Genomic DNA, 24,725 nt, shown 5'->3' with positions numbered 1-24,725 from the left:
GAGGCGAATTCTACAGCGTTACACGCTGCTGTCAACACCTCTTTTTCTCCGCTTTCGACCGAGAAGATCGAATCGTTAATAGCGCCAAACAACACGACTCTACCAACGCCTTCTGGGCTTCGATGAACTGAAGCAATCCGCTGCCTTATTCTGCATAACTCATTGTTTAGCAAGGAGTTTTACGTTTCGACTGCGCCGGAAGTGGGGCGAATTATAGACTTCTAGAATCTGCCGTCAACATTTAATTTGGTTTTCCTATCAATCTACCGAAGTTGATTAAAAAACCACCAAAAACGCCCTCTATATAGAAGAGCGCTCCTAGATAACTCCCGCTTCTTTTAAAGCCTTCACATTCGCCGAGCCCAGCCCCAATACATCCTGCAGCACCTGAGCCGTATGCTGCCCCAACAAAGGAGGCGCAGTACGGTACTCCACAGGCGTCTTGGATAACCGAATCGGACTGGCCACCAGCGGCACCATCCCCGCCAACGCATGCGGCAGCTGTATCGCCAGCCCTCGTGCCTTTACCTGAGGATCGGCAAACACCTGGGCCAGGTCATTGATCGGCCCACAAGGCACACCAACCCGCTCCAGTTGTGACACCCACTCAGCCGTAGTCTTGAAGACCGTAACCTGGCGAATCAATGGAATCAGCTCAGCGCGGTTGGCTACCCGCACCTTATTAGTAGAGAACCGCGGATCATCCGCCCACTGCGGCTGCCCAGCCACTTCGGCGAACTTACGAAATTGCCCGTCATTACCCACGGTCAGTATGAAATCGCCATCGGCCGTAGGAAAATCCTGATAAGGCACGATATTCGGATGAGCATTACCCAGTCGTTTTGGCGCCGCTCCCGTGGCCAGGTAGTTCATCGCCTGGTTAGCCAGACAAGCCACCTGCACATCAAGCAACGCCATATCGATATGCTGCCCACCCCCGTCATGATCCCGATGCGCCAGCGCAGCAAGGATCGCCACCGTCGAGTAGAGCCCAGTGAGAATGTCAGTCAACGCCACCCCCACCTTCACCGGCCCGGCCCCCTCATCGCCTTCCGGCCGACCAGTAAGACTCATCAGCCCACCCAACCCCTGGATCATGAAGTCATACCCCGCGCGAGCGGCATACGGCCCCGTCTGACCGAAGCCAGTGATCGAGCAGTAGATCAACTCGGGATTCACCTTCTTGAGCGACTCGTAGTCCAGCCCATACGCCGCCAGGCCACCCACCTTGAAGTTCTCGATCAAGATGTCGGACTTGGCCGCCAGATCTCGCACCAGCCGTTGCCCCTCCGGCCGCGTGAAGTCGATCGTCACCGACTCTTTGTTGCGATTAGCCGACAAGTAGTACGCCGCCTCACTCGTGTTCTCGCCATCAACATCCTTAAGGAAGGGCGGCCCCCAGGCGCGCGTATCGTCACCGCTACCAGGTCGCTCGACCTTGATCACCTCAGCCCCAAGGTCCGCAAGGATCTGCCCGGACCAGGGGCCTGCCAACACTCGCGATAAATCCAATACCCGCAGATGCGAAAGCGCGCCCATGCCGTTCCCCTATTAATAGAACGCCTGAAGACCGGTTTGCGCGCGCCCCAGAATCAGGGCATGCACGTCATGGGTGCCCTCATAGGTGTTAACCACCTCCAGGTTCACCAGATGACGCGCCACCCCGAACTCATCGGAGATGCCGTTACCCCCCAACATGTCCCGCGCCATACGTGCGATGTCCAAGGACTTGCCGCATGAGTTGCGCTTCATGATCGATGTGATTTCAACCGCAGCCGTTCCCTCTTCCTTCATACGCCCCAGGCGCAGGCAGCCTTGCAGCGCCAGGGTGATTTCGGTCTGCATATCGGCCAGCTTCTTCTGGATCAATTGAGTTGCTGCCAATGGACGGCCGAACTGATGGCGATCCAGGGTGTACTGGCGTGCGGTGTGCCAACAGAACTCGGCAGCACCCAAAGCCCCCCAGGAGATGCCATAACGCGCCGAGTTAAGGCAGGTGAAAGGGCCCTTCAAGCCGCGCACATCCGGGAAAATGTTCTCTTCCGGCACAAACACGTTATCCATCACGATCTCACCGGTGATGGAGGCGCGCAGGCCGACCTTGCCGTGAATCGCCGGCGCACTCAGGCCTTTCCAGCCTTTCTCCAGGACAAACCCACGAATATCCCCAGCATCGTCCTTGGCCCACACCACAAACACGTCCGCAATCGGGCTATTGGTGATCCACATTTTTGCGCCCGTCAGGCTGTAGCCGCCATCCACTTTGCGTGCACGAGTAACCATCGCGCCGGGATCGGAACCGTGGTCAGGCTCGGTCAAACCAAAGCAGCCAATCCATTCGCCCGAGGCCAATTTCGGCAAGTACTTCTGCTTTTGCGCTTCGGTGCCGAACTCATTGATAGGCACCATCACCAGTGACGACTGCACACTCATCATCGAGCGATAACCGGAGTCGACGCGCTCAACCTCACGCGCAATCAGGCCGTAGCTGACGTAGTTCAAACCACTGCCCCCGTACTGCTCAGGAATCATTGCCCCCAGCAAACCGGTCTCACCCATTTCACGGAAAATCGCCGGGTCGGTCTTTTCATGGCGAAAAGCTTCAAGCACACGCGGCGCCAGCTTGTCCTGGGCGAATTGCTCAGCACTGTCGCGCACCATGCGCTCCTCTTCGGTGAGCTGTTGATCCAGCAGCAGTGGATCGATCCAGTTGAAGCTTGCCTTGCCAGCCATGAATGAGTCCTCGCAAAGAAAATCAGAAGTCGTGCATGGAGCCTAGGCCGGGCAGGCAGGGAGAGCAAACGAGGTTTTTGCATAGGCTTGTGCTAATTTCTCACTCCGTAACGCCTATAAGCGACTCAGCTGCACTTTTTGTGTGAGGACAAGGTATATGCGCAGGAAAATTCCCAGCACCACCGCCCTTGTCAGTTTTGAAGCGGCAGCCCGCCACGAGAGCTTTACCAAGGCGGCGCATGAGCTTTCCATCACCCAAGGCGCCATTTGCCGACAGATCGCCAGCCTGGAGGAGTTTTTAAGTGTCGAGCTGTTTCGGCGCTCACGGCGCGGGGTAAAGCTGACGGAGGCGGGACTTTCATACAGCCGTCGCGTGGCCACCCAGCTGGACGCCGTGGAGCGCGATACCCTGTCCGTCATGGGGCAGCAAGGCGCAAACACCATTGAACTGGCCGTGGTACCCACTTTTGGTACGCAATGGTTGATCCCTCGCCTCAAGGACTTTCAACGACAGCATCCAGAGGTGACGGTAAACCTGACTAACCGCACGCGTCCTTTTCTGTTTGCCGACACAGAGTTCGACGCAGCAATCTACTTCGGCGACGCCGATTGGTCCGGCACCGAATCCCACAGGCTCATGGGAGAAAATCCTGTCCCCGTGTGCAGCCCGCGACTATTGGGCGAACTTGAGCGATTCACCCCCCAGGAGATTGCAGAACTGCCATTGCTGCAGCAGACCACCCGCCCTTACGCCTGGCGCCAATGGTTCAACGCCCAGCAACTGAACGTGCCCCGCGACATGACAGGCCCACGTTACGAGCTATTCTCGATGCTGTCTCAAGCCGCCATGCACGACATGGGTATTGCACTGATCCCTCCATTCCTTATCCAGCGAGAACTGGACGAGCATCGACTGGTGATCGCAAGCCCGCAGGCGCTGACCAGTTCGAAGGCTTATTACCTGATGATTCCTGACAGAAAAGTCGAATCCGCTTCACTGCACGCGTTCAGAGACTGGTTGATCGACCAATCGCAGCAGTACAGCCCCAGCATTTAAAGGACAAGCCTCACATGCTGACTTTGTAGTCAGCTAAATCTAAAGCCTACAGATATACGTATATGTCGCATTTAAGCAGACTGTACCTGTCAGTCTGAAACAAGGCTTAAAGCCATGATTTTCGTGGCTTGTAGCGACTCCTATCAGCCAATGCCCGACTATTCACATCAACGATGGAAAAAAATACACGAATCAGCTGCAGCCCTTTAAACACCTGTATTTAAAGAGGTTATTTCAACATGTTGCGACAATCAGTCACAGGGTGACTTGTAGTTAATTTTTCGTCACCCGTCATAATCCCTTGAAGGCCGTAAAGTTCGCCTGCAAAATGCCGCGCCCCGCTGTCATTTCAGCGGGATCGTGCTGATCGGCCGCCCCAGCTGCGCCACTCGCGGTGCACTGGCCTTTTTACAAAAAGATCAAAAGCAAAAAGATCATGCAGGAGATTTGACGTGCACATTGGTGTTCCTCTCGAAACCCAGACCGGTGAAACGCGGGTGGCTGCCACCCCGGAAACCATCAAGAAGCTGATCGGCCAGGGCCATAAGGTCACTGTTCAAAGCGGCGCAGGCCTCAAGGCCAGCATCGTCGACAGTGCCTATGAAGCGGCAGGCGCGACCATTGGCAGTGCCGGCGATGCGTTTGGCGCCGAGCTGATTCTCAAGGTGGTCGCCCCCAGCGACAGCGAACTGGCGCTGATCAAAAGCGGCACCGTGTTGGTGGGCATGCTCAATCCGTTCAGCAACGAAACCATTGCCAAGCTGGCCGAACAGGGCATCACGGCCTTTGCGCTGGAAGCTGCGCCACGTACCTCGCGGGCCCAGAGCCTCGACGTGCTGTCGTCCCAGGCCAACATCGCCGGCTATAAAGCCGTGTTGCTCGCCGCCCATCATTACCCGCGCTTCATGCCGATGCTGATGACCGCCGCCGGTACGGTCAAAGCCGCGCGCGTGCTGATCCTCGGCGCCGGTGTTGCAGGCCTTCAAGCCATCGCCACGGCGAAACGCCTGGGCGCGGTGATCGAAGCATCCGACGTGCGCCCTGCGGTAAAAGAGCAGATCGAATCCCTTGGCGCCAAGTTCGTCGACGTGCCCTACGAAACCGACGAAGAACGTGAATGCGCCGTTGGCGTCGGCGGCTACGCGCGCCCGATGCCCAGCAGCTGGATGCAACGCCAGGCGCTGGCCGTGCACGAACGCGCCAAGCAGGCCGACATTGTCATCACCACCGCCCTGATCCCCGGCCGCAAGGCGCCGACGCTGCTCAGCGCCGACACCGTCGCGCAGATGAAGCCCGGCTCGGTGGTCATCGACCTCGCTGCCGCCCAGGGCGGTAACTGCCCGTTGACCGTCGCCGACCAGGTGGTGGTGGAGAACGGCGTAATCATCTGCGGCCCGACCAACCTCGCCGGCGCCGTCGCCGCCGATGCGTCGGCCTTGTATGCGCGCAACCTGCTGGACTTCCTGAAGCTGGTCTTCAACAAGGAAGGGCAGTTTGAAATCAACCTCGAAGACGACATCGTCGCCGCGTGCCTCATGTGCCGCGACGGCCAAGTCATCCGCAAAAACGCCTAAGCAGGGATTCAGACGATGGAAGAGCTTATCTCCCCCGGTATCTACAACCTGATCATCTTTGTGCTGGCGATTTATGTCGGTTACCACGTGGTCTGGAACGTAACGCCCGCACTGCACACACCGTTGATGGCAGTGACCAACGCCATTTCAGCGATTGTGATTGTCGGCGCCATGCTCGCTGCAGCGCTGACCGTTACGCCACTGGGCAAGACCATGGGCACCCTGGCTGTGGCCCTCGCAGCCGTGAACGTGTTCGGCGGTTTCCTGGTAACTCGCAGGATGCTGGAGATGTTCAAGAAGAAAGCCCCGAAAGTAAAAGAAGAGGCGCCGAAGTAATGAGCATGAATCTGGTGACGACGCTGTACCTGATCGCGTCGATCTGCTTTATCCAGGCCCTCAAAGGCCTGTCGCATCCCACTACGTCACGACGCGGCAACCTGTTCGGCATGCTCGGCATGGCGCTGGCGGTACTCACGACCGTGGGCCTCATCTATAAGCTCGGCGCTGAGCTGGCCACCGCCGGTATCGGCTACGTGATCGTCGGCCTGCTGGTCGGCGGCACCGCCGGCTCGATCATGGCAAAGCGCGTAGAAATGACCAAGATGCCCGAACTGGTCGCCTTCATGCACAGCATGATCGGCCTGGCCGCGGTGTTTATCGCGATTGCCGCCGTGGTCGAGCCACAGTCCCTGGGCATCGTCAAACACCTGGGCGATGCGATCCCGGCGGGCAACCGCCTGGAGCTGTTCCTCGGCGCGGCCATCGGCGCAATTACCTTCTCCGGTTCGGTGATCGCGTTCGGCAAGCTCTCGGGCAAGTACAAGTTCCGCCTGTTCCAAGGCGCACCGGTACAGTTTGGCGGCCAGCACAAGATCAACCTGGTACTCGGCCTCGCAACCCTGGGCCTGGGCCTGGCGTTCATGTTCACCGGCAACCTCACCGCCTTTGCGCTGATGCTGGCATTGGCGTTCGTGCTCGGCGTGCTGATCATCATCCCGATTGGCGGCGCCGATATGCCGGTTGTTGTGTCGATGCTTAACAGCTACTCCGGCTGGGCAGCGGCGGGCATCGGCTTCTCGCTGAACAACTCGATGCTGATCATTGCCGGTTCACTGGTGGGTTCAAGCGGTGCGATCCTGTCGTACATCATGTGCAAGGCGATGAACCGCTCCTTCTTTAATGTGCTGCTCGGCGGTTTCGGCAATGCGCCGGATGCCGGCGCTGCAGCGGGTTCTAAAGAAGCACGCCCGGTGAAGTCCGGTTCGGCCGACGACGCCACCTTCCTGCTGACCAACGCCGACACCGTGATCATCGTTCCAGGCTATGGCCTGGCAGTGGCACGGGCACAGCATGCCCTGAAGGAACTGACCGAGAAACTGACCCACCGTGGCGTGACCGTGAAATACGCGATCCACCCGGTGGCCGGCCGTATGCCCGGGCATATGAACGTCCTGCTGGCCGAAGCGGAAGTGCCTTACGACCAGGTGTTCGAGATGGAGGATATCAACTCCGAATTCGGCCAGGCTGACGTGGTGCTGGTGCTGGGCGCGAACGACGTGGTCAACCCGGCCGCCAAGAACGACCCCAACTCGCCGATTGCCGGCATGCCGATCCTGGAAGCGTTCAAGGCCAAGACCATCATCGTCAACAAGCGCTCGATGGCCAGTGGTTATGCCGGGCTGGATAACGAACTGTTCTACCTGGACAAGACCATGATGGTCTTCGGTGATGCCAAGAAGGTCATCGAAGATATGGTCAAGGCCGTCGAGTAACACTGCGCCAGAGCAATACCCCAAACCCCGGCCTCCAGTAGGCTGGGGTTTTTTATTACCCCATGAAACCCGACCAAAGGCTCTAAATCGCTGCCCCGCATTCGACCATGGTAGCGGGCCGAAATTTTTTGAAATCACTACACTGCCCACCTTGCTTCCGTAGCCTGAGATAACAATTCATGTACCGTGATCGTATCCGCTTGCCTTCGTTGTTGAACAAGGTCATGAGCGCGGCAGACGCCGCCGCACTGATCGAGGACGGCATGACCGTCGGCATGAGCGGCTTCACCCGTGCCGGTGAAGCCAAGGCCGTCCCCCACGCCCTGGCCGAACGCGCCAAGACGTCCCCGCTGAAAATCACCCTGATGACCGGCGCCAGCCTGGGTAACGACCTGGACAAGCAATTGACCGAAGCCGGCGTGCTGTCCCGACGCATGCCGTTCCAGGTCGATAGCACGTTGCGCAAGGCGATCAACGCCGGCGAAGTGATGTTTATCGATCAGCACCTGTCGGAAACCGTCGAGCAACTGCGCAACAACCAGCTCAAGCTGCCGGACATTGCCGTCATCGAGGCCGTTGCGATCACCGAACAAGGCCATATCGTGCCCACCACGTCCGTGGGTAACTCCGCCAGCTTCGCGATTTTCGCCAAGCAAGTGATCGTCGAGATCAACCTGGCACACAACCCGAATCTGGAAGGGCTGCACGACATCTATATCCCGACCTACCGACCAACCCGTACGCCGATCCCCCTGGTAAAGGTCGACGACCGCATCGGCAGCACCGCGATCCCGATCCCGCCGGAGAAGATCGTCGCCATCGTGATCACCAATCAGGCCGACTCAGCCTCCACCGTGACACCACCCGACAGCGATACCCAGGGCATCGCCAACCACCTGATCAACTTCCTCAAGCAGGAAGTGGACGCCGGGCGCATGACCAACAAGCTTGGCCCGCTGCAGGCCGGGATCGGCAACATTGCCAACGCAGTGATGTGCGGCCTGATCGATTCGCCGTTCGAAGACCTGACCATGTATTCGGAAGTGTTGCAGGACTCGACGTTCGACCTGATCGACGCCGGCAAACTGAGCTTTGCCTCGGGCAGCTCGATCACCCTGTCGGAGCGGCGCAATGCCGACGTGTTCGGCAACCTGGAGCACTACAAAGACAAGCTGGTGCTGCGCCCGCAGGAAATCTCCAATCACCCTGAAGTAGTGCGGCGCCTGGGCATTATCGGCATCAACACGGCGCTGGAGTTCGACATCTACGGCAACGTCAACTCCACCCACATCTGCGGCACGCGGATGATGAACGGCATCGGCGGTTCCGGCGACTTCGCGCGCAACGCGCATCTGGCGATCTTCGTCACCAAGTCGATTGCCAAGGGCGGCGCGATTTCCAGCGTGGTGCCGATGGTCAGCCATGTGGACCACACCGAGCACGACGTCGACATCCTGGTCACCGAAGTAGGCCTCGCCGACCTGCGGGGCCTGGCGCCACGGGAGCGAGCCCGGGTGATCATCGACAACTGTGTGCATCCGGCATACCGCGATGCGCTGAACAGTTACTTCAACACAGCCTGCGCCATCGGCGGACACACGCCACACATCCTGCGCGAAGCACTGAGTTGGCACATTAACCTGGAAGAAACCGGGCATATGCTCAAGGCTTGATTGATACAGATTCGAGCTGACGCAAACACAGTTTCGTCAGCTCGATGCCACAACCCTCGCTTCTTGAAAAAACTGTACTGCTGTACCGGTCATTTCCTACCGAAAATTCCCACGCTCACGTCACAAAATGCTTATTTCGCACTATTTCAGTGCGGACAAGTACAGTTGCCCCATTTCCGTACAGTACAGCGCCTATAAACAGTTAACTGGCCCCTCACAATACAGGTGAACTGTATCTAGAGAGTCTTGCGCCGGAGGAGGATCATTGGCATCAGTTAAACCACTACCTAATCCCGCCACAAGCGGAAGGATGTCATCATGGAACGTACACTCAGTTCCGAACTGTTCTTCGAAGAAAAAGCTGTAAACACCCAGGCTTCCCTGCCTTTGCGCGTTCTCGCCAACCTGATGTTGTGGCAGCGCCGCATCTCCAGCCGCCATCAACTGGCTCGTCTGGATTCGCGTCTGCTGGCTGATGCCGGTATCAGCGAAGCTCAACGCTACGAAGAGCTGAGCAAGCCGTTCTGGCGTTAATTGACGCCCGCTGGCCCTGACCCACCGGGTCCACAGCCAGCACTGATTTGTCAAAACAAAGCCCGCCCCGGGAAACCGGAGGCGGGCTTTGTTGTTTTCCGGGAGAGCCTTCTTTCCGTCCAAACAGAAGCCATTCATCCAAACCAGTACAGTTCAAAAAATATAACAGTTAAGCAGTACAATTAAACATTGGTGTATCTGTAACGGTCAGAGCCACTCGCCCACCATGGTGTTCCAGGACCTCACGAAAGGCGCTCACCATGGACACCCAACCCTCTCTCTATAAACGGCTGTTACACAGGACAGCTTCCACGCTGGCCAAATGGCTCCGCCACGCCTACGAACGCCGCCAACTGGCGCAACTCGATCTTCGAGAACTCTCCGATGTCGGCATCAGCCCGGGAGACCGAATGGCCGAGCTGTCCAAGCCGTTCTGGCGAGACTAGGCAGTCAAGAAGCTTTCCGAACGGATAAACAGCGGCTTAATATCCATGCACAACGTGGCGAACCGTTTAGAACAGGCGTCTGATCCCGAATGGCTGCCCTGCGCCACCTTATTCGTTCACCTACAGGAGTCACCCCATGTCCCGTATTCGCCTGCTGAGTGCTGCTGCCCTGCTGGCCCTGGCCACCAACGCCAGCGCATCCAGCTTCATCGTGACCACCGACTCCATCGTCGGCGCACTGAAGGCTACTTCCGACGCCACCTCCGATGCCACTTCGTCACTGCGGGATAACAAGGTCGTGCGCGCCGCCCGTGACGACGCAGCCAGCTTCGTCGCAAGCGAAGGCGCCATTCGTGGTGTGAAGCTGGAAAGCGCCCTGGCCCAGATCCGCCAACAGGCGCCGCAACTGAACACCGCGACTGACGCACAGCTGGCCCAAGCCATCCTGGCTATTTGAGTGAGTTGACACAAAGGGAGCGCCCGTCGCTCCCCGATGCCGCCGCACTGGCTCTCGCCCGGGCATTACGCTAGCCTTGGCGCTCGTTTTCAGTTGTCGAGTCCCATGGCTTTTTCATACCGCCTGCTAATAGTCCCTGTGTGTTTGTGTGCCAGCTGGTCGCCATTGGCTTCGGCCTTTGACCTGACCATCCAAGGTACCGTCGCGAGTGCGTACGCCACCAGCAAGGTGACCTCCGCGCCTTTCGACCGGAAAGTAGTCGTGGCGGCCCAGGATGATGCCGCTGCGTTTATCGCCACTGACGGCCAATGGCGGGGCGCACGGCTGGAATCCGCGCTGGATTACCTGCGCCGTACCCAACCAAAACTTAACGCCAGCGACCTTGAACTGGCGCAGGCAATTCTCGTCCAATAATCATCTTTGTATTTCGGAGTCATTCCATGCGTAGCCCGCTGATCGCCGCCACCCTTGGCCTGCTGTTGTTGGCCGACGTTGCCCAGGCACATACCCTGGTGGCCACCAGTAACATCATTGTTCGCGCCTCTGGCCGCACCATTGATTTCACTTCGGACACCACCACCTCCATCCGCGACTCCAAAGTCGTGCGCGAAGCCCACGATGACGCGGCCAGTTTCGTCGCCACCAACGGCGAGATCCGCGGCGCACAGTTGGAAGCCGCCTTCGACACCCTGCGCACCCGCCTGCCGGAAGCGCGCGATGCCAGCGACCAGACCCTCGCCGAAGCTATCCTCGCTCTGTGAGGCGCCTTGTCGCCTGGCTCCTGGCCGGGACTGTGCTGCTGTGTGCCAGCGCAGCCCAGGCCAGCCTGCAACTGCGGCTCAAGACAGATGGCTTGAGCCCGGCCGAACAGCAGGCCAGCCAGGCATTGCTCGATGAGGCGATGCGCTCGCTGCCACCGCGCTTCGTCGAGCAGTTGGACCGGCGCATCGATGTCGGCTGGACCGACAAGATGCCCGAAAATGCCTATGGCCAGGCTTCGTTGGTGTCCGAGCTGGACCTCAACCGCAACCTGCTCGACAGCCTGACCGACGGCAGCGCCGCCACGCAGAAAACCAATCGCCCCCACGGCACCGTGCGCCGGGAAATGCTCGCCACCGTCCTGCACGAACTGACCCACATCTATGACCGTGCGCGCCTGTGGCCCAAGGACGAACGCGCGCTGATCCAGCGTTGCAGCCGCCAGAACAACATCACCGGCCTGATCGGCCTGCCCGACCAATGTCGTGGCCAGAATGACCGGCGCTTCACCCTCAGCGATGACCCGCGCCTGCTGGACCTGGCGGGCTGGCCGCAATATGTCGGCCGTCGCGGTGAGCGCGAACAACACAACCGTCAGGTCGCGCGCAGCCCGGATATCTACGAAACCACCAGCCCGCTGGAATTCGTAGCGGTCAATATGGAGTACTTCCTCCTCGACCCAAGCTATGCCTGCCGGCGCCCCGCGCTGTTCCGCTATTACAAGGAACACTTCGGCTGGGCCCCACCGGAACAAGACACCTGCGCCAAGACCTACGCGTTCCTCAACGCCGGCAACGATTTCGCCAAGACCCCCCTGGGCCACGTCGACCCGGAGCGGGTCTACGAAATCGACTACCTGCTGGCCGAAGCCAACCAGAACCTGGTCAGCCGCTGGGGCCACAGTATGTTGCGCCTGGTGATCTGCGCGCCGGGCCGCCCCCGTGGGCCGGACTGCCGACTCGACCTGGACCAGCACCTGGTGCTGTCCTACCGCGCCTTCGTCGGCGATGTACAGCTGTCCAGCTGGGACGGCCTGGTGGGCAAGTACCCGTCACGGCTGTTCGTGTTGCCGCTGGCCCAGGTGATCGACGAATACACCAAGACCGAACTGCGCGGCCTGGCGTCCGTGCCGCTGAAACTGTCGCGCCAGGAGATCAACGACACCGTCGAGCACGCCGCTGAAATGCATTGGAGCTATGACGGCAACTATTACTTCCTGTCCAACAACTGCGCGGTCGAAAGCCTGAAACTGCTACGCAGCGGCAGCGCCAACCCGCAGCTGACCGGCCTGGACAACATCACACCGAATGGCCTGCTGGAAGTGCTGCAAGCCCGCGGCCTGGCGGATACCAGCGTACTCAACGACAAACGCGAGGCCATGCGCCTGGGGTATCACTTCGACTCCTTCCGCGAACGCTACCAGGCCATGTTCGACGTGCTGCGCAAACACCTGCCGATCAAACAGACCCAGGTTGAAGACTGGCTGTCCCTCAGCGCCGAAGAGCGCCGCCAGTGGTTTGACCAGGCCGACCTGCGCACCAGCGCCGCACTGCTGCTGCTGGAACAGGCGAGCTTTCGCAAACAGCTGATGCTGGCCCAGGACGAAGTCAAGCAACGCTACCTCGGTGCACGCGAGCTGAAAAACGGCGGCATGGAGAAAGCCAACGCCACGCTGCAGCAGATCCTCGCCAACAGTGGCTTCCTCAGCCGTCCGGCAGAACTGCTGGGCAGCGGTGGCTATGGCCTGCCCCAACCATCGGAAGCCAAGCGCCTGGAATCGGAAAGCGCCGAGCGCCAGAAGCAGCTGCAATCGCTCACCGGCGAGCTGGATAAAGAGGTGAGGGCGCTGCTGGAGCCGTCCCGCGCGGCCGAAATTGCCGCGTGTGAAGCCAACCTCAAGCAGGTGGGTGAACACCTGCGCAAACTGCACAAAGCAGCGGGCGGCCTCGAGCTGCCCTGAAGTACACGGAATAAACACATTCCAATGTGGGAGCAAGTCCCCTTCCACATTTGAATTGTGTACACCTGAAGACCGTACATCTTCCCACCACCAACTGTTTTGCCAACGAAAGCTGGCTGAAAGCTAACGCGTCTAGGATCGCCCCCAACTGCCGGCAACAGACCGGCTGTACACAACAACAATGGTGATCCCCGATGTCCGTCCGTACCCGCCTGTTCGCTCCAACTCCACCCGTACGCCTCGTGCCCTTCGTTCTGCGCTGACCCCACCCCGGTTCGCCATTCCCTAGCCGCGCTACGCCTGGAGTATTCCTATGCTGACTTTCCTTGGCTTTGCCATGGTCATCACGTTCATGTTCCTGATCATGACCAAGCGCCTGTCCGCGCTGATCGCCCTGATCATCGTGCCTATCCTGTTCGCGCTGTTCGGCGGTTTCGCACCGAAGATCGGCCCGATGATGCTCGAAGGCATTACCAAGCTCGCGCCGACCGGCGTGATGCTGATGTTCGCCATCCTCTATTTTGCCCTGATGATCGACTCCGGCCTGTTCGACCCGGCCGTGCGCAAGATCCTCAAGATGGTCAAGGGCGACCCGCTGAAGGTATCGGTCGGCACCGCGGTGCTGGCCCTGGTGGTGTCCCTCGACGGTGACGGCGCCACCACCTACATGATCTGCGTGGCCGCCATGCTGCCGCTGTACCAGCGCATCGGCATGAGCCCGCGGATCATGGCCGGCCTGATCATCCTCGCCGGTGGCGTGATGAACATGACCCCTTGGGGCGGCCCGACCGCCCGCGCCGCCAGTGCGCTGCACGTGGACCCCTCGGATATTTTCGTCCCGATGATCCCGGCGATGGCCGCCGGTGTGGTGGCGATCCTGGTGATTGCCTACATGTACGGCAAGCGCGAACGTGCGCGCCTGGGTGAACTGCACCTGCAAGGCGACGAGATCGACCACAGCGAGATCAGCGTGTCGCAATACCCGGACGCCCGCCGTCCGAAGCTGATCTGGTTCAACGGTGCCCTGACCCTGGCCCTGATGTGCACCCTGATCGCCGGCCTGTTGCCGCTGCCGGTGCTGTTCATGGTGGCATTCAGTATCGCGATGATCGTCAACTACCCGTGCCTGCAACAGCAGAAAGACCGCGTCGCCGCCCACGCCGGCAGCGTATTGGCGGTGGTCGGGTTGATCTTCGCCGCAGGGATCTTCACCGGCATCCTGTCGGGCACCGGCATGGTCGATGCCATGTCCAAGAGCCTGCTGGCCGTCATTCCGGAAGCCATGGGCCCTTACCTGGCGGTGATCACCGCACTGGTGAGCATGCCGTTCACCTTCTTCATGTCCAACGATGCGTTCTACTACGGCGTACTGCCAGTACTCGCCGAAGCCGCCAGCCACTACGGCATCACCGCGGTGGAAATGGCCCGCGCCTCGATCGTTGGCCAGCCCGTGCACTTGCTCAGCCCGCTGGTACCGTCGACCTACCTGTTGGTGGCCCTGGCCGGTATCGAATTTGGCGATCACCAGCGCTTCACCCTGAAGTGGGCAGTCCTGGTATGCCTGTGCATAATGTTCGCCGCATTGCTGATGGGGATTTTTCCGCTGTTCAGCACTCTATAATCGTACCGACTCACTCACCGCGCGGCGCTGCAGCTTGCGCGGTTTAACACTTGCTCAAAGGAATACACATGGAATGGCTGACCAATCCGGAAATCTGGATTGCCTTCTTCACCCTGACGGCCCTCGAGATCGTCCTGGGCATCGATAACATCATCATGATTTCGATCCTGGTCAGCCGCATGCCCAAGCATATGCAGGCACGCACCCGGATCTTCGGCCTGGCATTGGCCATGGTCACGCGAATCCTGTTGCTGCTGTCGATCACCTGGGTCATGCGCCTGACCGACGACCTGTTCGTGGTCTTCGGCCAAGGCATTTCAGGCCGCGACCTGATCCTGTTCTTCGGTGGCCTGTTCCTGCTGTGGAAAAGCTCCCAGGAGATGTACCACGCCCTGGAAGGTGAAGACGAAACCCACGACGAACCCAAGGGCGCCGGTGGCAAGTTCATCTACACCATCATCCAGATCGCGATCATCGACATCGTGTTCTCCCTGGACTCGGTGATCACCGCCGTGGGCATGGTCTCCCATGTGCCGGTCATGGTTGCCGCGATCATTGTTGCCGTATTGGTGATGATGCTGGCCGCCGGCACCATCAGCGACTTCATCGACAAGCACCCGTCGCTGAAAATGCTGGCACTGTCGTTCCTGCTGGTGGTCGGTACCGTGCTGATCGCCGAATCCTTCGACGTGCACGTGCCAAAAGGCTACGTCTACTTCGCCATGGCGTTCTCGCTGGCGGTGGAAGCGGTGAACATCAAGATGCGCACCGCCATCGCGAAAAAGAAGAAACAGCAGGACCCTGTGAAACTGCGCAAGGACATTCCGGGTCAATAAACCCGAGCCAGACAAAAAAGGGGCTTTTATAAGCCCCTTTTTTTCATGCATAAAAAGCTGATTTCATGACAGTTTTGTTTCAATCCCCACTTTAGCTATGCGATGCTGGCGCCGAGCCCATTCGCCAACTACAGCTTAACTACAAGACGTAGAACGGCACGCGGCAACTTTCCTTCGCTCCTCTTGGAGCGCACCCACACGGGGGGCCGAGCATGCTGACCTTGCTCAATCTGCTTTCCGCCGTGACCCTGCTTATCTGGGGCACGCACATCGTCCGTACCGGCATCCTGCGGGTCTACGGTTCAAACCTGCGTCAAGTCATCGGGCAGAACATGTCCAAGCGCTGGCTGGCATTTGTCGCCGGCATCCTGGTGACTGCCATGGTGCAGAGCAGCAACGCCACGGCAATGCTGGTGACCTCCTTTGTCGGCCAGGGCCTGATGGGGCTGGTGCCCGCCCTGGCGACCATGCTCGGCGCCGACGTCGGTACCGCGCTGATGGCGCGGGTGCTGACCTTCGACCTGTCCTGGCTGTCGCCGCTGCTGATCTTTCTCGGGGTGATTTTCTTCCTGTCGCGCAAACAGACGCGGGCAGGGCAGTTGGGCCGGGTCGGGATCGGCCTCGGGCTGATCATCCTCGCGCTGCAGTTAATCGTCGAAGCCGCCGGGCCGATTACCCACGCCCAGGGCGTGAAAGTACTGTTCGCCTCGCTGACCGGCGATATTTTGCTCGATGCCCTGGTCGGCGCCCTGTTCGCGATGATTTCCTACTCCAGCCTCGCCGCTGTCCTGCTGACCGCCACCCTGGCCGGCGCCGGGGTGATCGGCTTGCACGTGGCCATCGGCCTGGTAATCGGCGCCAACATCGGCAGCGGCGTGCTGGCCTTTCTCAGCACCAGCATGCAGAACGCCGCCGGTCGCCAGGTCGCCTTGGGCAGCCTGCTGTACAAACTGATCGGCCTGCTGCTGATTATTCCGGTACTCGACCCGTTGGTGCTGTGGATGGACGGGCTGGACTACAGTGCCCAAGGCATGGTCATCACCTTCCACCTGCTCTACAACGTCAGCCGTTGCCTGATCCTGCTGCCCACCATCGGCCCCATGGCCAGGCTGTGCGCCTGGTTGCTGCCGGAGCGGGACGAGGTCAACGGCAAGGCCCAACCGCGCCACCTGGACCCCACGGCCCTGACCACACCGAGCCTGGCCCTGGCCAACGCCGCGCGCGAAACCCTGCGCCTGGGTGATCTGATCGACAACATGCTCACCGCCATGCAGGAAGTGCTGCGCGGCAAACAGACAGCCATTACCCAGGAAATACGCAGCCTCAGCGATGATGTCGAGGCACTCTACAGCGCGATCAAACTCTACCTGGCGCAAATGCCCCGCGAAGACCTCAGCGAGCAAGACAGTCGGCGCTGGGCCGAAATCATCGAGCTGTCGATCAACCTGAAACTGGCCGGCGACCTGATCGAACGCATGCTGCGTAAAGTCCAGCAGCAGAAAACCTCCCAACGCCGCCAGTTTTCCGAAGTGGGCCTGGAAGAACTCACCGGCCTGCACAGCCAATTGATCGCCAACCTGCGCCTGGGCTTGTCGGTGTTCCTCAGTGCCGACCCGGAAAGCGCCCGCCAACTGCTGCGCGAAAAGCGCCGCTTCCGCGCCCAGGAACGCCGCCTGGCCCACGCCCACGTCAGCCGCCTGCAGCGCAAGATCGTGCAGAGCCTGGAGACCAGTTCCCTGCATCTGGAGCTGATTGCCGACATGAAACGCTTGAACTCGTTGTTTTGCAGCAGTGCTTATGTAGTCTTGGAAACGTCCGAAACCGGCGCACTCTCCGCCGAAGATATTGCCGACATCACACATTCGCCCTGAACGTACGATGGCCCGTGAAGTCAGTTAAAGCTGACCTCACTCGCCAGGAAGCTTGTTATGCGTCGCCTGTTGTTCGCTTGCCTGCTCATGGGTTCTGCCCACGTCTTTGCCTTTGACCGCTTGCAGGTTGAGGGCTACACCTTGCCCAACGGCCTGCAATTGCTGCTTAAACCGGGCACCGAGCGCGGCCATGTGGCGATTCGCCTGGTGGTCGGCGTCGGCCTGGACGACTTCGGCTGCGAGGACAAGGAACTGCCGCACCTGCTCGAGCACTTGCTGTTCAGCGGTATCGACGGCGGCGGCGAAGGCGAGCTGGAAGACCGCATGCAAGCCCTGGGTGGCGAGTGGAACGCCTACACCAGCAACGCCGATACGACCTTTGTGATCGAGGCACCCGCGCAAAACCAGCGCAAGGTGCTCGACCTGCTGCTGGCGATCATCACCCGCACCCAGCTGACCGACGCCAATATCAACGCGGCCAAACAGGTAGTCGAGCGCGAAGACGGCGGTCATTACTCCCACCTGCAACGCCTGCTCGACCGCCAGGACCTGGGCCACACCGCCAGCAATCAACTGGCCATCGAGCTGGGGCTCAAATGCGCCGAGCGCGCCGAGGTCGATCACCTGACCCGCGACCAACTGGAGACGCTGCGCAAAAATTGGTACGCCCCCAACAACATGACCCTGATCATCGTCGGCGACCTCGACAAACTGCTGCCGGCCTACCTGGAGCGCACCTACGGTCAACTCGACCCGATCGAACCCAGCGAGCACCCGGCGCTGCCGCAGATCCAGCACGCCGCCGCCAGCCACCGCGACCTGATCCACGGCTGGGTGGGCGACAGTGCCAAACTGCACTGGCTGTTCCCCGAGCCGGTACTGGACGACCAGCATGATGAAACCTACGACCTGCTCAAGGATTACCTGGACTGGGCGCTGTACCGCCAACTACGCCTCAAGCATGGGTTGTCCTACGGGCCCTGGAGCGAGCGCGAAGTGCTCGGCGGCGTTGGCTTCCTCAGCCTGAATGCCGACCTCGAGCGGGACAACCTCCCCGAAGCCGAGCAGGTGCTGCAAGACCTCAAGGCGCAACTGCTCAAGGACGGCCTTGACCCAACGGTATTTGCCCGCCTCAAACAGGCCGCCATCGCCCGCCAGGCCTGGGCCGTGCAGGGCAACAGCGCGCTGGCCGACTATTATTGGAGCGCCTCGGGCGATTACGACAACGGCCACTTCAGCGACCCGGTCAAACGCATCAAGGCCGTGAGCCTGGAGCAGACCAGCCAGGCCATGCGCGAGTTGCTCAAGCAACCGGGTTACTGGCGCATCGAGAAACCACTCCTGAGCTACGACATGCTCAACTGGATCGGCGCCGGCGTCCTCGGGCTGATTGCCATTGCGTTGATCGGCGTGCGCCGTTATCGCAAACGGATCGCGTAATGAGGCACCGAACCCTGGCCTAAGACGTTATTCTGTCTGGGATTTTTTCCTACAAAGACTGCGAACCGCCGAATGCAAAACCTGACCCGCTTAATCACCCGCGTCCTCGAACTGATGAAGCGCTACCCAGGGGTGATTGCACTCGGCGGTTTTATCTCGGGTGTCTGCAGCTTCATCCTGGTAGATCGCCAGCAGGGCATGGCCAGTTGGATCGCGGTGATCATGCTGGTGAGCTGGCTGTGGCTGATGCTGGAAAACAGCTTTACCCAGCTGTTCACCAAAGTCTTCAAGCGCGAAATACCCGAACCCCTGCTGCGCTACGCGACCCAGATGATCCACCAGGAAAGTCTGTTCTTCGTGCTGCCGTTCTTTTTCGTCACCACTGCCTGGAACAGCGGCCAATCGGTGTTCACCGGCCTGCTCGGCGCGGCCGCGCTGGTGTCGATCGTCGACCCGCTGTACTACAAATGGCTGGCGCCCAAGCGTTCGTTGTTCCTCGCGTTGCACACCCTAACCCTGTTCGCCGCGCTGCTCACTGCGCTGCCGATCATCCTGCACCTGACCACCGCCGAAAGTTACAAACTCGCCCTCGGCGTCGCCATGGCCTTGTCGATTCCAAGCCTGGCGGTGAGCCTGCCGCTGCGCAGCCTCAAGGGCTGGGCGATGCTGCTGGGGGTAACGGCCGCCATTGGTTGCGCGGGCTGGTTCCTGCGCAGTTGGGTACCGCCGGCCACCTTGTGGATGACCGAAGTGGCGATCAGCACCCAACTGCAAGACCGCACGCCGGGTGACGACCTCAAGGAAGTCAGCGCCGCCCAACTGCGCAGCGGCGGGCTTTATGCCTACACCGCAATCAACGCGCCGCGCGGCCTGGATGAGCGGATCTACCACGTGTGGAAACTCAACGGCAAAGAGGTGGACCGCATCGCGTTGGATATCCACGGCGGGCGCAAGGAAGGCTATCGCGCCTGGACCCACAAGCAGAACTTCCCGCCCGATGCGGTCGGCCGCTGGCAGGTGAGGGTGCTGACCGAAGACGGGCAGGTCATCGGTGTGCTGCGCTTCAAAGTGACTGACGCAGCACAAACGGACAACCCAAAGTAGGCAGGATCGTGCTATTACGTAGGAATTGTGGATAGCAAACAAGCTCGGAGCTTATGACCAGTAGCACCACGGCCGGCACAGCCCACCTCGATACGTCCACCGCCCCCCCATTACTGCGGATTACAGGGGACTGGACGCTTGCCCACTACGCAAACCTGAAGAAGCTGTCGGACAAGCTCGACGGCCAATACGATGCTGGTGCGCGCATCGATCTCAATGGTCTCGGCGCCCTGGATACCGCCGGCGCCTCGCTGCTGGTGGAGCTGCTGGGGCCCACCCGGATCGAGCAATCCGCCGAGCAGACCGACTGCAGCCTGTCCGCCGCCGACCGCGCGCTGCTCAAGACCGTCTACCGCTCCCTCAACGATTTTTGCGTGCCGGACAAAGCGCCGGAAGAAGCCACTGGCATTCAGGTGCTGGCGCGTATCGGCGCGGCCGTGGACAAGGTCTGGCAAGACAGCAAGCAACTGCTGGGCTTTATCGGCCTGATCCTCGAAACCTTCGCCCGGGGCATTTTCCGGCCCAAGCGCTGGCGCCTGACGCCAATGGTCGCCCATCTTGAGCAGGTCGGCCTCGACGCCGCGCCCATCGTCGCGTTGCTGACCTTTCTGGTCGGTGCCGTCGTGGCGTTCCTCGGCGCTACAGTGCTCAAGAGCTTTGGCGCAACGATCTTTACCGTGGACCTGGTGGCGTTCTCTTTCCTACGGGAATTCGGCGTATTGCTCACCGCCATCCTGATTGCCGGTCGCACCGCCAGCGCCTTTACCGCGCAAATCGGCTCGATGAAGGCCAATGAAGAAATCGACGCCATCCGCACCCTGGGCCTGGACCCGATGGAGTTGCTGGTATTGCCGCGCGTGCTGGCGTTGCTGGTGGCACTGCCGATGCTGACGTTCATGGCAATGCTGGCGGGGATCGTCGGCGGCGGCGTGGTCTGCGCCGTGGCCCTGGACATCTCGCCGGCGATGTTCCTCTCGCTGCTGCAATCGGACATTGGCGTGCAGCACTTCCTGGTGGGCATGGTAAAAGCCCCGTTCTTCGCCTTCCTGATCGCCGCCATCGGCTGCCTGGAAGGCTTCAAGGTCAGCGGCAGCGCCGAATCGGTCGGCGCCCACACCACCTCCAGCGTGGTGCAATCGATCTTTGTGGTGATCGTGCTGGATGCGGTGGCCGCGTTGTTCTTCATGGAGATGGGCTGGTGAGTCGTCTGCACCGTGCGCCCACCGAGGCGGTGATTGAAGTGCGTGGCCTGTGCAATCGCTTTGGCAGCCAGCGCGTACACGAGCATCTCGACCTGGATCTGTACAAGGGCGAAATCCTTGCGGTGGTCGGCGGCTCCGGCAGCGGCAAGTCGGTGCTGCTGCGCAGCATCGTCGGCCTGCGCCGGCCCAGTGAAGGCGAAGTGCGGGTGTTCGGTAAGAACCTGCCGAGCCTGCCGGAACATGAACGCTCGCTGGTGGAACGGCGCTTTGGCGTACTGTTCCAGAAGGGCGCGCTGTTCTCCTCGCTGACAGTGACCGAGAACGTCGCGCTGCCGCTGATCGAACATGCCGGGCTCAGCCGCCGTGATGCCGAGCACTTGGCGGCGGTCAAGCTGGCCTTGGCCGGACTGCCGCTGTCGGCGGCCGACAAATACCCGGCCTCGCTGTCCGGCGGCATGATCAAGCGCGCGGCCCTGGCACGCGCCCTGGCGCTGGACCCGGACATCCTGTTCCTCGACGAACCCACCGCCGGCCTCGACCCGATTGGTGCGGCGCAATTCGACCAACTGATCCTGACCCTGCGTGATGCGCTGGACCTGAGCGTGTTCCTGGTCACCCATGACCTGGACACGCTCTACACCATCACCGACCGTGTGGCGGTGCTGGCGCAGAAGAAGGTGCTGGTGGCCGATGCCATCGATATCGTCTCGGAAACGGACGACGCCTGGATTCACGAATATTTCCACGGCCCCCGAGGCCGCGCGGCATTGGATGCCGCTCAACCGCTCAACGAGGTATGACATGGAAACCCGAGCCCATCATGTGATGATCGGTCTGTTCAGCGTGATCGTGGTGGTCGGCGCGATGCTGTTTGGCCTGTGGCTGGCCAAATCCAGCGTCGACAGCGCCTTCCAGGATTACGAAGTGATCTTCAACGAAGCGGTCAGCGGTCTGTCCCAGGGCAGCTCGGTGCAATACAGCGGGATCAAGGTGGGCGATGTCATCAGCCTGCGCCTGGACCCCAAGGACCCGCGCCGCGTACTCGCGCGCATTCGCCTGGCCGGCCAGACACCGATCAAGGAAGACACCCAGGCCAAACTCGCGCTGACCGGCATCACCGGCACCTCGATCATCCAACTCAGCGGCGGCACGCCGCAAAGCCCGGAGCTCAAGGGCAAGGACGGCAACCTGCCGGAGATCATCGCCTCGCCATCGCCGATCGCGCGATTGCTCAATAACAGCAACGACTTGATGACCAGCATCAACCTGCTGCTGCACAACGCCAACGACATGTTCTCCGCGCAGAATGTCGAGCGCCTCAGCAACACTCTGGACCATCTGGAACAAACCACCGGCGCGATTGCCGACCAGCGTGGGGATATCAAGGTGGTGATGCAGCAATTGATGCAGGTAAGCAAGCAGGCCGGGGCCGCCCTGGAGCAGACCACGGCGCTGATGCGCAACGCCAATGGCCTGCTCAGTGATCAAGGCAAGCAGGTCTTCGGCAGCGCCGAACAGGCGATGAAATCCCTTGAGCAAAGCACCGCCACCATCAATACCTTGCTCACCAACAACAAGGACTCGGTGAACAGCGGCATGCAGGGTCTCAACGAACTGGCGCCGGCCGTGCGCGAACTGCGCGAAACCCTCGGTTCACTGCGCGCCATCTCTCGCCGCCTGGAAGCCAACCCCAGCGGCTACCTGCTGGGCAGCGACAAGAACAAGGAGTTCACGCCATGAAGCGTGCTTACCAAATGATCGCCCCTGTGGCCTTGGCGCTGATCAGCGCCTGCTCGATCCTGCCCAAGGCGGATCCGTCGGACGTCTACCGACTGCCCTCGGCCCAGGCCGCCAACCAGGGAGCGCCGGTCAGTTGGTCGCTGCGCCTGGCAAAGCCGCAGACCAGTGAGTTCCTCGACAGCCCGCGCATCGCCGTGGTGCCCAATGGCGATTTGATCAGCAGCTATGCGAACTCACGCTGGAGCGACCCAGTGCCCGTGCTGCTGCGCAATCGCCTGATGGACGGGTTCCAGCGCGATGGACGCGTGACGCTGTTGAGCACCGACGACACCAACCTGCAGGCCGATTATGAATTGGGCGGGCAGTTGCAGGCGTTTCAGAGCGAGTACCGGGGCAGTGGGGTAGCGGTGGTGATCCGCCTCGACGCACGCCTGGTGCGTGGGAGTGATCAGCGGATTATTGCCAGCCGGCGGTTTGAAGTGCAGCAGGCGGTGACTGACACCAAAGTGCCGGCGGTGGTGGCCGGGTTTGGGTTGGCGGGAGATCAGTTGAACAGGCAGGTGGTGGAGTGGGTTGTTCAGCAGGGCAATGGTGCGGGGAAACGCTGAGGGCCTCATCGGGGGGCCCCCCTCCCACATGTGGATCTGTGAACACATTCAAATATGGGAGGGGGCTTGCTCCCGATAGCTATTTAAGCTTCAGCCAAAGAACCAGTAGCACACCGCGATCGCTGCGACCACACCAGCAAACTCAGCCAGCAACGCGCACCCTACGGCATGCCGCGCCCGCTGGATGCCGACCGAACCGAAGTACACCGCCAACACATAAAAGGTGGTCTCCGTACTGCCCTGAATCGTCGCCGCCACCAACGCCGGGAAGCTGTCCACCCCCTGGGTCTGCATGGTCTCGATCAACATCGCCCGGGCCGCGCTGCCGGAGAAGGGCTTGACCATCGCCGTCGGCAAGGCGTCGACAAAGCGCGTGTCCATGCCCGTCCAGGCCACCACATGGCGAATGCCTTCGAGGCCCAGGTCCAGCGCGCCGGAGGCACGCAACACGCCCACCGCACAGAGCATCGCCACCAGGTACGGCAGCAGGTTCTTGGCGACGTCGAAGCCTTCCTTGGCGCCTTCGACAAATGCTTCGTAGACCTTCACCTTGCGCAGTGCGCCGATCAGCAGGAACAGCATGATCAGGCCGAACAACGTGAGGTTGCCGAGGATTGACGACAATCCCGCCAATGCGGTGGCCGAGAGGGTCGCCAGCAGGGCCATGAACCCACCCAGTACCAATGCGCCTGGAACCAGGTAGGCCAGCACCACCGGGTCCCACAGCCGCAGGCGCTGCATCACCGCCACCGACAGCAGGCCCACCAATGTGGATGCGCTGGTGGCCAGCAGGATCGGCAGGAATACCAGGGTCGGATCGGGCGCACCTTGCTGGGCGCGATACATGAAGATCGTCACCGGCAACAGGGTCAGGGAGGATGCATTGAGCACCAGGAACAGGATCTGCGCGTTAGTCGCCGTGTTAGGGATGGGATTGAGCTCTTGCAGCGCCTTCATGGCCTTCAGGCCGATAGGTGTTGCTGCGTTATCCAGGCCCAAGCCGTTGGCGGCAAAGTTGAGGGTGATCAGGCCAATGGCCGGGTGACCGGCCGGCACTTCCGGCATCAGGCGCAGGAACAGCGGGCCCAGGGCCTTGGCCAGCCATTCGACAATCCCGGCTTTTTCGGCGATCCGCAAGAAGCCCAGCCATAACGTCAGGGTGCCGAACAACAGCACCATCACTTCCACCGACAATTTGGCCATGGCGAAAATGCTTTCGACCATCGCCGCGAAAATCCCGGCGTTACCGCCCACCAGCCATTGCGCCAGTGCTGACACCATTGCCACGACAAAGAAGCCAAGCCACAGGCCATTGAGCATCAGTTGAATCCCCCGAAA

The 24,725-nt window shown here is 60.6% G+C and carries 23 protein-coding genes; 20 read left to right on the top strand and 3 right to left on the bottom strand.

Features of this window, described 5'->3' with window-relative positions; translation table 11 throughout:
- Positions 1 to 318: 318 nt before the first annotated feature.
- Together J1N02_RS14125 and J1N02_RS14120 are read right to left on the bottom strand one after the other, a co-directional pair.
- On the bottom strand, positions 319 to 1,539 hold the full coding sequence (locus J1N02_RS14125; protein WP_027607999.1) for a CaiB/BaiF CoA transferase family protein: 1,221 nt from the start codon (positions 1,537 to 1,539) through the stop codon (positions 319 to 321).
- Between the two features lie 12 nt (positions 1,540 to 1,551).
- Positions 1,552 to 2,733: an acyl-CoA dehydrogenase gene (locus J1N02_RS14120; RefSeq protein WP_027608000.1), complete on the bottom strand. Its 1,182-nt coding sequence runs from the start codon at positions 2,731 to 2,733 to the stop codon at positions 1,552 to 1,554.
- Between the two features lie 157 nt (positions 2,734 to 2,890).
- On the opposite strand from J1N02_RS14120, the gene J1N02_RS14115 reads away from it, so the two are divergent.
- The 20 genes from J1N02_RS14115 to J1N02_RS14020 all read left to right on the top strand — a co-directional run bounded on the left by J1N02_RS14115 (position 2,891) and on the right by J1N02_RS14020 (position 23,387).
- A complete protein-coding gene (locus tag J1N02_RS14115) occupies positions 2,891 to 3,790 on the top strand; it encodes a LysR family transcriptional regulator (RefSeq protein WP_175472299.1) in 900 nt (299 codons plus the stop codon).
- Positions 3,791 to 4,242: 452 nt separating this feature from the next.
- Positions 4,243 to 5,364 (top strand): Re/Si-specific NAD(P)(+) transhydrogenase subunit alpha, encoded by a 1,122-nt coding sequence (locus J1N02_RS14110; RefSeq protein WP_027608002.1) that lies wholly within the window; start codon positions 4,243 to 4,245, stop codon positions 5,362 to 5,364.
- Positions 5,365 to 5,379: 15 nt separating this feature from the next.
- On the top strand, positions 5,380 to 5,700 hold the full coding sequence (locus J1N02_RS14105; RefSeq protein WP_003187417.1) for an NAD(P) transhydrogenase subunit alpha: 321 nt from the start codon (positions 5,380 to 5,382) through the stop codon (positions 5,698 to 5,700).
- The gene (locus J1N02_RS14100) at positions 5,700 to 7,136 is read left to right on the top strand and encodes an NAD(P)(+) transhydrogenase (Re/Si-specific) subunit beta (RefSeq protein ID WP_027608003.1); all 1,437 of its coding nucleotides are present in this window, start codon (positions 5,700 to 5,702) and stop codon (positions 7,134 to 7,136) included. Before J1N02_RS14105 ends, J1N02_RS14100 begins: the two co-directional genes overlap by 1 nt.
- A 179-nt stretch (positions 7,137 to 7,315) precedes the next feature.
- Entirely contained in the window at positions 7,316 to 8,809 is a 1,494-nt protein-coding gene (locus J1N02_RS14095) for an acetyl-CoA hydrolase/transferase family protein (protein WP_027608004.1), read from the top strand.
- Between the two features lie 318 nt (positions 8,810 to 9,127).
- Complete coding sequence (locus J1N02_RS14090) at positions 9,128 to 9,343, top strand: DUF1127 domain-containing protein (RefSeq protein ID WP_003187413.1); 216 nt, start codon at positions 9,128 to 9,130, stop codon at positions 9,341 to 9,343.
- Positions 9,344 to 9,603: 260 nt separating this feature from the next.
- Complete coding sequence (locus J1N02_RS14085; protein WP_027608005.1) at positions 9,604 to 9,789, top strand: DUF1127 domain-containing protein; 186 nt, start codon at positions 9,604 to 9,606, stop codon at positions 9,787 to 9,789.
- Positions 9,790 to 9,925: 136 nt separating this feature from the next.
- Positions 9,926 to 10,246 carry a DUF2388 domain-containing protein gene (locus J1N02_RS14080; protein ID WP_027608006.1) on the top strand — a complete coding sequence of 107 codons (321 nt, stop codon included), beginning with the start codon at positions 9,926 to 9,928 and terminating at the stop codon, positions 10,244 to 10,246.
- Between the two features lie 105 nt (positions 10,247 to 10,351).
- Positions 10,352 to 10,660: a DUF2388 domain-containing protein gene (locus J1N02_RS14075; RefSeq protein ID WP_027608007.1), complete on the top strand. Its 309-nt coding sequence runs from the start codon at positions 10,352 to 10,354 to the stop codon at positions 10,658 to 10,660.
- 26 nt (positions 10,661 to 10,686) lie between these two features.
- Positions 10,687 to 11,007 carry a DUF2388 domain-containing protein gene (locus tag J1N02_RS14070; protein ID WP_027608008.1) on the top strand — a complete coding sequence of 107 codons (321 nt, stop codon included), beginning with the start codon at positions 10,687 to 10,689 and terminating at the stop codon, positions 11,005 to 11,007.
- Positions 11,004 to 12,965 (top strand): DUF4105 domain-containing protein, encoded by a 1,962-nt coding sequence (locus J1N02_RS14065; RefSeq protein WP_146476868.1) that lies wholly within the window; start codon positions 11,004 to 11,006, stop codon positions 12,963 to 12,965. Before J1N02_RS14070 ends, J1N02_RS14065 begins: the two co-directional genes overlap by 4 nt.
- Positions 12,966 to 13,278: 313 nt before the next feature.
- On the top strand, positions 13,279 to 14,586 hold the full coding sequence (locus J1N02_RS14060; RefSeq protein ID WP_003170826.1) for a CitMHS family transporter: 1,308 nt from the start codon (positions 13,279 to 13,281) through the stop codon (positions 14,584 to 14,586).
- Between the two features lie 68 nt (positions 14,587 to 14,654).
- Positions 14,655 to 15,422 (top strand): TerC family protein, encoded by a 768-nt coding sequence (locus J1N02_RS14055; protein ID WP_027608010.1) that lies wholly within the window; start codon positions 14,655 to 14,657, stop codon positions 15,420 to 15,422.
- A gap of 212 nt (positions 15,423 to 15,634) precedes the next feature.
- Positions 15,635 to 17,293, top strand: coding sequence for a Na/Pi cotransporter family protein (locus tag J1N02_RS14050; RefSeq protein ID WP_027608011.1), 1,659 nt, complete (start codon positions 15,635 to 15,637; stop codon positions 17,291 to 17,293).
- A 57-nt stretch (positions 17,294 to 17,350) separates the two neighbouring features.
- Positions 17,351 to 18,733, top strand: coding sequence for a M16 family metallopeptidase (locus tag J1N02_RS14045; RefSeq protein WP_098480649.1), 1,383 nt, complete (start codon positions 17,351 to 17,353; stop codon positions 18,731 to 18,733).
- Between the two features lie 72 nt (positions 18,734 to 18,805).
- Positions 18,806 to 19,837, top strand: a complete 1,032-nt coding sequence (locus J1N02_RS14040) for a DUF5924 family protein (protein ID WP_027608013.1) — start codon at positions 18,806 to 18,808, stop codon at positions 19,835 to 19,837.
- Between the two features lie 53 nt (positions 19,838 to 19,890).
- Complete coding sequence (locus J1N02_RS14035; protein WP_027608014.1) at positions 19,891 to 21,039, top strand: ABC transporter permease; 1,149 nt, start codon at positions 19,891 to 19,893, stop codon at positions 21,037 to 21,039.
- Positions 21,036 to 21,839, top strand: a complete 804-nt coding sequence (locus J1N02_RS14030; protein ID WP_027608015.1) for an ABC transporter ATP-binding protein — start codon at positions 21,036 to 21,038, stop codon at positions 21,837 to 21,839. Before J1N02_RS14035 ends, J1N02_RS14030 begins: the two co-directional genes overlap by 4 nt.
- A gap of 1 nt (position 21,840) precedes the next feature.
- Positions 21,841 to 22,779, top strand: a complete 939-nt coding sequence (locus J1N02_RS14025; protein ID WP_027608016.1) for an MlaD family protein — start codon at positions 21,841 to 21,843, stop codon at positions 22,777 to 22,779.
- Positions 22,776 to 23,387, top strand: a complete 612-nt coding sequence (locus J1N02_RS14020; protein ID WP_108573570.1) for an ABC-type transport auxiliary lipoprotein family protein — start codon at positions 22,776 to 22,778, stop codon at positions 23,385 to 23,387. The genes J1N02_RS14025 and J1N02_RS14020 overlap by 4 nt, the downstream gene beginning before the upstream one ends.
- A gap of 90 nt (positions 23,388 to 23,477) precedes the next feature.
- Here the strand turns inward: J1N02_RS14020 and J1N02_RS14015 are convergent, their stop codons facing one another.
- On the bottom strand, positions 23,478 to 24,707 hold the full coding sequence (locus J1N02_RS14015; protein ID WP_027608018.1) for a nucleoside recognition domain-containing protein: 1,230 nt from the start codon (positions 24,705 to 24,707) through the stop codon (positions 23,478 to 23,480).
- Positions 24,708 to 24,725 lie beyond the last annotated feature (18 nt).

It is taken from the genome of Pseudomonas sp. NFX5 (genome assembly GCF_049132125.1).
Taxonomy (GTDB): Bacteria; Pseudomonadota; Gammaproteobacteria; order Pseudomonadales; family Pseudomonadaceae; genus Aquipseudomonas; species Aquipseudomonas marginalis.
The sequence above is the reverse complement of the archived record's forward strand: the minus strand, read 5'-3'. Positions and strand labels throughout refer to the sequence as shown.

Excerpts from the sequence above, each read along its gene's own strand:
- J1N02_RS14125 (WP_027607999.1), bottom strand. The coding sequence starts at position 1,539 with ATGGGCGCGCTTTCGCATCTGCGGGTATTGGATTTATCGCGAGTGTTG.
- J1N02_RS14120 (WP_027608000.1), bottom strand. The coding sequence starts at position 2,733 with ATGGCTGGCAAGGCAAGCTTCAACTGGATCGATCCACTGCTGCTGGAT.
- J1N02_RS14115 (WP_175472299.1), top strand. The coding sequence starts at position 2,891 with ATGCGCAGGAAAATTCCCAGCACCACCGCCCTTGTCAGTTTTGAAGCG.
- J1N02_RS14105 (WP_003187417.1), top strand. The coding sequence starts at position 5,380 with ATGGAAGAGCTTATCTCCCCCGGTATCTACAACCTGATCATCTTTGTG.
- J1N02_RS14100 (WP_027608003.1), top strand. The coding sequence starts at position 5,700 with ATGAGCATGAATCTGGTGACGACGCTGTACCTGATCGCGTCGATCTGC.
- J1N02_RS14095 (WP_027608004.1), top strand. The coding sequence starts at position 7,316 with ATGTACCGTGATCGTATCCGCTTGCCTTCGTTGTTGAACAAGGTCATG.
- J1N02_RS14090 (WP_003187413.1), top strand. The coding sequence starts at position 9,128 with ATGGAACGTACACTCAGTTCCGAACTGTTCTTCGAAGAAAAAGCTGTA.
- J1N02_RS14085 (WP_027608005.1), top strand. The coding sequence starts at position 9,604 with ATGGACACCCAACCCTCTCTCTATAAACGGCTGTTACACAGGACAGCT.
- J1N02_RS14080 (WP_027608006.1), top strand. The coding sequence starts at position 9,926 with ATGTCCCGTATTCGCCTGCTGAGTGCTGCTGCCCTGCTGGCCCTGGCC.
- J1N02_RS14075 (WP_027608007.1), top strand. The coding sequence starts at position 10,352 with ATGGCTTTTTCATACCGCCTGCTAATAGTCCCTGTGTGTTTGTGTGCC.
- J1N02_RS14070 (WP_027608008.1), top strand. The coding sequence starts at position 10,687 with ATGCGTAGCCCGCTGATCGCCGCCACCCTTGGCCTGCTGTTGTTGGCC.
- J1N02_RS14060 (WP_003170826.1), top strand. The coding sequence starts at position 13,279 with ATGCTGACTTTCCTTGGCTTTGCCATGGTCATCACGTTCATGTTCCTG.
- J1N02_RS14055 (WP_027608010.1), top strand. The coding sequence starts at position 14,655 with ATGGAATGGCTGACCAATCCGGAAATCTGGATTGCCTTCTTCACCCTG.
- J1N02_RS14050 (WP_027608011.1), top strand. The coding sequence starts at position 15,635 with ATGCTGACCTTGCTCAATCTGCTTTCCGCCGTGACCCTGCTTATCTGG.
- J1N02_RS14045 (WP_098480649.1), top strand. The coding sequence starts at position 17,351 with ATGCGTCGCCTGTTGTTCGCTTGCCTGCTCATGGGTTCTGCCCACGTC.
- J1N02_RS14040 (WP_027608013.1), top strand. The coding sequence starts at position 18,806 with ATGCAAAACCTGACCCGCTTAATCACCCGCGTCCTCGAACTGATGAAG.
- J1N02_RS14035 (WP_027608014.1), top strand. The coding sequence starts at position 19,891 with ATGACCAGTAGCACCACGGCCGGCACAGCCCACCTCGATACGTCCACC.
- J1N02_RS14025 (WP_027608016.1), top strand. The coding sequence starts at position 21,841 with ATGGAAACCCGAGCCCATCATGTGATGATCGGTCTGTTCAGCGTGATC.
- J1N02_RS14020 (WP_108573570.1), top strand. The coding sequence starts at position 22,776 with ATGAAGCGTGCTTACCAAATGATCGCCCCTGTGGCCTTGGCGCTGATC.
- J1N02_RS14015 (WP_027608018.1), bottom strand. The coding sequence starts at position 24,707 with ATGCTCAATGGCCTGTGGCTTGGCTTCTTTGTCGTGGCAATGGTGTCA.